The 6996-nt window shown below is 25.9% G+C and carries 7 protein-coding genes; 2 read left to right on the forward strand and 5 right to left on the reverse strand.

Annotated elements, in window-relative coordinates:
- Nucleotides 1–13 precede the first annotated feature (13 nt).
- Nucleotides 14–664, reverse strand: coding sequence for a lytic transglycosylase domain-containing protein (locus BN899_RS11165; protein WP_042275402.1), 651 nt, complete (start codon nt 662–664; stop codon nt 14–16).
- 217 nt (nt 665–881) lie between these two features.
- Here BN899_RS11165 and BN899_RS11170 point away from each other — a divergent pair, with 217 nt between their 5' ends.
- The gene (locus tag BN899_RS11170) at nt 882–1667 is read left to right on the forward strand and encodes a PIG-L family deacetylase (protein ID WP_052356827.1); all 786 of its coding nucleotides are present in this window, start codon (nt 882–884) and stop codon (nt 1665–1667) included.
- A 65-nt stretch (nt 1668–1732) separates the two neighbouring features.
- Here BN899_RS11170 and BN899_RS11175 read toward each other — a convergent pair whose 3' ends face one another.
- Together BN899_RS11175 and BN899_RS11180 are read right to left on the reverse strand one after the other, a co-directional pair.
- On the reverse strand, nt 1733–1921 hold the full coding sequence (locus BN899_RS11175; protein ID WP_052356828.1) for a hypothetical protein: 189 nt from the start codon (nt 1919–1921) through the stop codon (nt 1733–1735).
- Nucleotides 1922–2010: 89 nt separating this feature from the next.
- Complete coding sequence (locus BN899_RS11180; protein ID WP_042275404.1) at nt 2011–2352, reverse strand: hypothetical protein; 342 nt, start codon at nt 2350–2352, stop codon at nt 2011–2013.
- A 417-nt stretch (nt 2353–2769) separates the two neighbouring features.
- Here BN899_RS11180 and BN899_RS11185 point away from each other — a divergent pair, with 417 nt between their 5' ends.
- Entirely contained in the window at nt 2770–4044 is a 1275-nt protein-coding gene (locus tag BN899_RS11185; RefSeq protein ID WP_042275407.1) for a dicarboxylate/amino acid:cation symporter, read from the forward strand.
- A 40-nt stretch (nt 4045–4084) separates the two neighbouring features.
- Here BN899_RS11185 and BN899_RS11190 read toward each other — a convergent pair whose 3' ends face one another.
- Together BN899_RS11190 and fsa are read right to left on the reverse strand one after the other, a co-directional pair.
- Nucleotides 4085–5983 (reverse strand): FUSC family protein, encoded by a 1899-nt coding sequence (locus BN899_RS11190; protein ID WP_042275409.1) that lies wholly within the window; start codon nt 5981–5983, stop codon nt 4085–4087.
- A gap of 99 nt (nt 5984–6082) precedes the next feature.
- Nucleotides 6083–6733 (reverse strand): fructose-6-phosphate aldolase, encoded by a 651-nt coding sequence (fsa, locus tag BN899_RS11195; RefSeq protein WP_042275412.1) that lies wholly within the window; start codon nt 6731–6733, stop codon nt 6083–6085.
- Between the last annotated feature and the right edge of the window lie 263 nt (nt 6734–6996).

The following is a 6996-nucleotide window of genomic DNA, read 5'->3' on the forward strand; positions in this document are numbered from 1 at the left end:
TCTAACATATGTCTTATCCTTTGTAATATTTCATGACTTTAGGTACATAGTTTTGTGTTTCTCTTGGCATTTTATATATATGTTCTATAGATGTAACCCCTCTTCTCATCATTCTTGTAGGCCCACCATTATAAGCCATTAAAGCCATTTCAACATTTCCATGATATCTATCCAAGTATTCTTTTATATGTCTAGTTCCACCATCTATGTTTTCTTCTATATCAAGCGGATTTTTAATACCTAAATCTCTAATATTTTCCGGCATAAGTTGCATTAATCCCTTTGCTCCTGCAGATGATACAGTATTAGGATTAAAGTTTGATTCAACTTTAATTATTGCTTTTATTAAATTTGCATCTACACCATACTTTTTTGATGATATATTTACAGCATCTTCTATTCTCTCATTTACATTAGGGTTCTTTGATGATATTTCTATTTTATTACTAGCTCGAGATGCATTTTGAGTTTGTAGGGTTTGTAGGTCTTCTAGTATTTCTATTTTATTTTCATTTATATTGTTACTTATTATATTTTTCTTTGCTATAGCTTTTAATAGACTTATCATAACCATATCAAATACTTCATTATTTGAGCTACATTTACATTCGCTATTGTTTGAAAAGGTAGATATAGAGTTTAAGCCTTGTATCTTATCAAGCATTTTATCACCTCAAAAATAATTTATTATTTTAAATGTACGGATAAATACTCAATTTCTTTAATACTTATTTTAATTTTTATAATATTACATAAAGAAGTAATACTTGTCTAAAATATTAATATCAACTTAGTGACAACAATTAAAATTAACTTCCAAAATTTATTTATTAGCATATTAAAATATATGACATTTTTAATTTCAGTAAGGAGACATTAGTATGCGCTTAAAAACTAATAAAAATTTAATATTATCAATTATATTATGCTTTTTTTTAACATTAACTATATTTAATATTTATAAAAATAATACTAATAAACAATTTAAAGATTATGTTGTTTTTTACCCTCAACATCAAGATGATGAAGTACTATGGGCTGGTAGTGCTATCGTTGAAGCCATAAAAGAAAGAGGACAAGATAATGTATTTGTAGTTTTAGTTTCTAATGGTAGTGGCATAGCTGTATTTGACAAAAATGAGCAATATAAAAAACTTACAAAAGACCAAAAATCTAGCTATCGAAATAGAGAGTTTCTGGCATCATTAAATGCATTAGGAGTAAAAGATGAAAATATTATTATATTACCAAAGTTAAATTCTAATGGTGATACTGATTTTAATGCTATGGAAAACATTGCATTAGAATTCGAAGAACGTTTTAAAAGCGTAACCCACGTTGCTCACACGTATAAATTCGATGACCATTTACAACATATAAAAAATGGATCTATAATACAAGGATTATATAATACAGGTAAAATTAAAGATGCTAAATATTTTGTGAAGCCTCAATTTGCCTATAAGATATTTCCTACTAAAAAAATAATTTATAATGCTGACTCTAATGAAGAATATGAAATGATAAAAGAAGCCTGTAATCAATATAAAATAATAGATGAAAACAATCAAAGAGAAGGTATTGGGTATAAATCAGATCATAAGTCGTTTGATAAACTTCTCAAAAATAAAACTGCACCTTCAATACTTCATACTCCAAATATATAAAAAAAGCCTTGATACAATTTAGTTTGTACCAAGGCTTTTATATATGAGTTTTAAATTTTGCTATTTTATAAAGCTAATTCAAGATATCCACTTGGATGGAAGTAATAAACTTTTGCAGTATTTTTATCTACAAATAATCCCATATCTCCATCAACATCTGGTAAGAATACATACCCACTTAATCCCCTTTGAGATAAAGCTTCAAATGTAGTTTCATCTCCTTGATATATATAGTTCATATCTGGGTTTACCATTTTTAATAATTCTTTAGCTTGTTCTTTATTTAATACTTCTATAACTTCAACAGTATTTTTATCTGTTTCTTCTTTTTTATTCTCAACAACTACTTCATTTTTTTCTGTAGCAGGTTGTTTAGCATCTTGTTCATTTTTTGTTGATTAGTTACTTCTTCTATATTTGTAACTAATTCTTTTTCTTCATTTTTTAATGTTTCATTTTTAGCCATTTCTTTTTTAGTTACTTCTGGTTTTGCTACTTCTTTATTAATTTCTATATTTTTATTCTTTTCTACACTTAATTTTTCACTTTTATTTGTTTCTATATTTTGAACTACTTGTTTATTATTGTTACCATCTGTGTTTTGTGCAAAACTTATATTTTTTATTGGGTTTATTGCTAATGCCCCTGTACATAATATTGATAATGCTATAATTGCTCTTTTCATAATAAATCCCATCCTTCATATGTAATAATTTATGTAAATTTGTTTTTTATTTCCTTGTTTTCTATAATCTAATATTACCATAATAAATTTTATAAAAACAGTTACACCACTGTTACTTTAAATTACAAATTCGTAATCAAGGTTACAGCGGTGTAACCTTTTAATTTCGACAATTAATTTCCTAAAATCCCTTATAATCTTTTTGCTGTTTTTTGCAATTCTTTAATAAATTTATTCATTTATATTTTTATTTATCTTTGATTTAACCTTCATTTCAGCTTAATATTCATATTTTTATATATCCCAAAGTGCGTTTTGTGAATAATTCAAAATAAAAGTTGCATTTTTTTAAATATTAGTGCTATTATATATTGTATGAAAACAAAAGTTTAAAATAATAATTCGGAGGGATATTCTATGAAAAAAAAGTTAAGTCTTACATATAAAATTTTTATCGGTATATTTTTAGGAATAATATTCGGTCTAACTATAAAAAATTTACCTGATGGAACTTTAAAAAATGCAATTTTATTAGATGGAATTTTAAAAATACTTGGAACTGGATTTATAAACGCAATAAAAATGTTAGTTGTTCCACTAGTTTTTGTTTCTTTGGTTTGTGGATCGTCTTCTATGGGAGATATAAAAAAATTAGGAAGAATCGGAGTCAAAACTTTATCATTTTATTTGTTAACTACTGCCTTAGCTATAAGCTTAGCACTTTTTGTAGGTAAATTAATAAATCCAGGTATCTGCCTTGATATGTCTCACTTAATAACTGAAACTCCTACTATGGGTGAAAGTAAGCCAATAGTAGATATAATACTTGGCATGATTCCTTCTAACCCAATACAATCATTAGCCAATGGTGATATGTTACAAATAATAGTATTTGCCCTATTACTTGGTATATCAATGAGTGCTATTGGAGAAAAAGCCACACCTATTAGAAAACTATTCGAATGTGCTAATGATGTTTGTATGAAAATGGTTAGTATTATAATGTTACTTGCTCCTTACGGAGTATTTGCACTTATAGCAAATACTTTTGCAACTACTGGATTTGAAGCTATATTATCTCTTGTAAAATATATGTTTGCAGTTTCTTTAGCCTTAGTTTTACAAGCATTTATAGTTTATTCTGGTATGATTAAGTTTTCTACAAGGCTTAAACTTAAGCCATTCCTAAAAAGGTTTGCTAGTGTTGCCGCTGTAACTTTTTCAACAGCTTCAAGTAATGCTGCACTTCCTCTAACTATAGAAACTATGGAAGAATTAGGTGTTGATAATTCTGTAGCATCATTTACACTACCTTTAGGTGCAACAGTTAATATGGATGGTACAGCTATAATGCAAGGTGTAGCTTGTATATTCATATCTCAGATATATGGAATTGATTTAGATATTAATTCATTTATTACAATAATACTAACTGCAACTTTAGCTTCTGTCGGTACTGCTGGTGTTCCTGGAGTTGGTATGATAACTTTATCTATGGTATTAACTTCTGTAGGCCTTCCAATAGAAGGAGTTGGTTTAATAATGGGCGTTGATAGATTATTAGATATGGCTAGAACTACTGTTAATGTAATGGGGGACTGCGCTTGTACATTAGTAGTAAGTAATAGTGAAAAGGAACTAGATAAAAGCAAATACTATAGAGATCAAATAATTGAAGTTAGCTCTATATAAAATAATACCCATATTCAAGTTTGAATATGGGTATTATTTTTTATTTTATATCCTCAGATATTTCATATGATCTGTTAAGATTTTTAAAGATTTCAAATATATCTATAAATACAAATTTTTCTATATTACTTTTTAAAGAATAAAATTGATCTTTTAAATCTTCTTCCTTAATTTTTTTATTATTTAATAAACTAGCATTTTCACAAGTACTACTTATATCTAAATCTTTTATATTATTATTCATGATACTATTTATTAAAAAATTAACATTATTCATCATTACACGTTGATTGTCTAAAAATTCTTCTATTCTTTGAGACATTAAAGTATTATTATTAATACTAATTTTATCATTTATCAGTTTGTTAACTAGTATTAAGTCATTAAATTCTTTCTTGCTTGTATTATTAATTTTTATATGAGATATTTTATTTAAAATTTGCTTATTAATTTTAATAGATTTTTCCACTAATTCTTTAGTTTCACTACTTATTTTATACGGCAATATAAATTTGTTAGCTGCCATAGCTATTATAGTTCCTATAATTATAAATGATAACCTATCTAGTGCTAACAAATCAATACCTGATCCTATAGATGCTGCTCCTAATGAAGATATAGTTGTAAATATCATTTTTTGATTGTATTTAGTTGGATAGTTGCTTAAGTAACCTACTATAAATATCACTACCATTCTCATAGAATCATCTTTAACTATGCTAAATATAATTTCAAATATTAGTACACCTATAACGCTCCCTAATATCCTATCTCTTCCTTTAGCTCTACTTAATTCAAGGTAAGGCTGTAATACTGCGAAAAGTGTAAATATTAACCATTTACCATGATTTATACTAAACAAACTAACTATAAAAGTTCCTATTGAGATTATTATGGCACTTCTAAATGCAAATGAAAATTTTAAAGAATCTTTATTAAAGTTGCGTTTTAATACATATTCTTTAAGACTACTATATGGTATATTACTGCTTTTTATTTCTTTGTTTAATTTAAGCTCTACTTCTTCTAATGTATTGTTTAATAAGCTAATATTTTCTTTTAATTCATATGATAAATAACAATCTATACTACTTTTATCTTTTATAAATAACTTTAAATTATTACTAAGTTCTTTAACAGTGATTTCATTATTTATATATTTAATAATATAATCTAGCTCTTTTTTTAATTGTACTAAAATCTCATCAAACTTTTTAATATTTTCAATTTCATCTTGTATTTTATTTAATGTAATGTTAATACTTTCAAAACTTAATACTATTCCTAAATTAATTTCATATAAATTTGACTCATCTATTCTTTTTAATCTTCTTTCATATATTTTTCCAGATATATTTCTTACATTTTTATAAATTTCGTTATGCTTTTCTTCTATTTTATATACATCTTCTTTATTTATTATAAGGTCTATTTTCTCTTTTAAGTCATTTGCAACTTGCATTATACTTTTTTGAGTTTTACTCCAAAATTTATTTCTATTTGCTAACATTTGAACAACCATTATAAGTAATCCACAAAATGCTAGCCCTGCAATTCTAAGAGGCATATCTTCTATTTTTACAGGTGAATAAAGTATAAATAAATACCCTAATGTAAACGGTACATATATTGATTTTTTAGTATCATATGTAAATAAATATATTAGAGAAAATATAACTACAAAGTTTCCTACTAAAGATGCAATTGGATTTAACGATGCTACAAATGCGGATATACCGATTAATACTTCTAGTATCACAAACTTTATTGTATTTTTTATTGGATACAAAGTATAATCAATATCTATTAAAGATAATGCAGCAGTAATACCTGCTACTCCAATCAATGTATTTTCTGATCCGAATACATTTTGAAATACTACAATAAATCCTACGATTAATATAAATAATAATGTTGTCGATGCTATTTTGCCTTTCAAAAAATCGCCTCCATAAATAAGTATGCTAATATATATTATGCTACTTATTTATAAAAATATAAAAAGCTAAACTCATAAGTTTAGCTTTTTTTCATATTTTTATAATTTTAATGATGCACCTTCCCAATCACTCATAAAGCTTTCTATACCTTTATCTGTTAAAGGATGCTTTATCATTTGGTTTATTACTTTAAGAGGAACTGTAGCTATATCTGCACCTATTCTTGCCGCTTGTAATACATGTATTGGATTTCTTACACTTGCAACTATTACTTCTGTTTCTATACCATTTACGTCGAATATATCTACTACTTCTTCTATTAAATCTAATCCATTTTGACCTATATCATCTAATCTACCTACAAATGGGCTTACATAGCTAGCTCCTGCTCTAGCAGCTAAAAGAGCTTGTCCTGCTGAGAATATTAAAGTTACATTTGTCTTTATTCCCTTACTTGATAATATCTTTACAGCCTTTAGTCCTTCTGCTGTCATAGGTATTTTTATAACTATGTTTTCGTGTATCTTTGATAATTTATCAGCTTCTTTAACCATTCCTTCATGATTTAAGCTTATTACCTCTGCACTAACTGGTCCATCTACTATATCAGTTATTTCTTTTACAACTTGTATAAAGTCTCTTCCTTCTTTAGCTATTAACGATGGATTTGTTGTAACTCCACATATAACTCCTAAATCGTTAGCTTCTTTTATTTCTTCTATGTTAGCTGTGTCTATAAAAAATTTCATTTTATGTACCTCCTAAAATTCTTATGTATATATTATTTCCTATTTAATGAATATAAATCCAACTTATATTTATTAAATTTTATATTTTATTAGTTGCTAAGTACATATAATATCACAGTTTGTTTATATGGTAAATATTAAATATAACTATATAATTCGCAAACCGCAGATTGACTGAATTGTTATTTTTCTAACTTTTTCCATAGTTAATTTATTATATAAAAAAATCCTAGAAGTTTAGATTTTATAATTCTAATTTTCTA

The sequence above is a fragment of the Faecalimicrobium dakarense genome (assembly GCF_000499525.1).
Classification (GTDB): Bacteria; Bacillota; Clostridia; order Peptostreptococcales; family Peptostreptococcaceae; genus Faecalimicrobium; species Faecalimicrobium dakarense.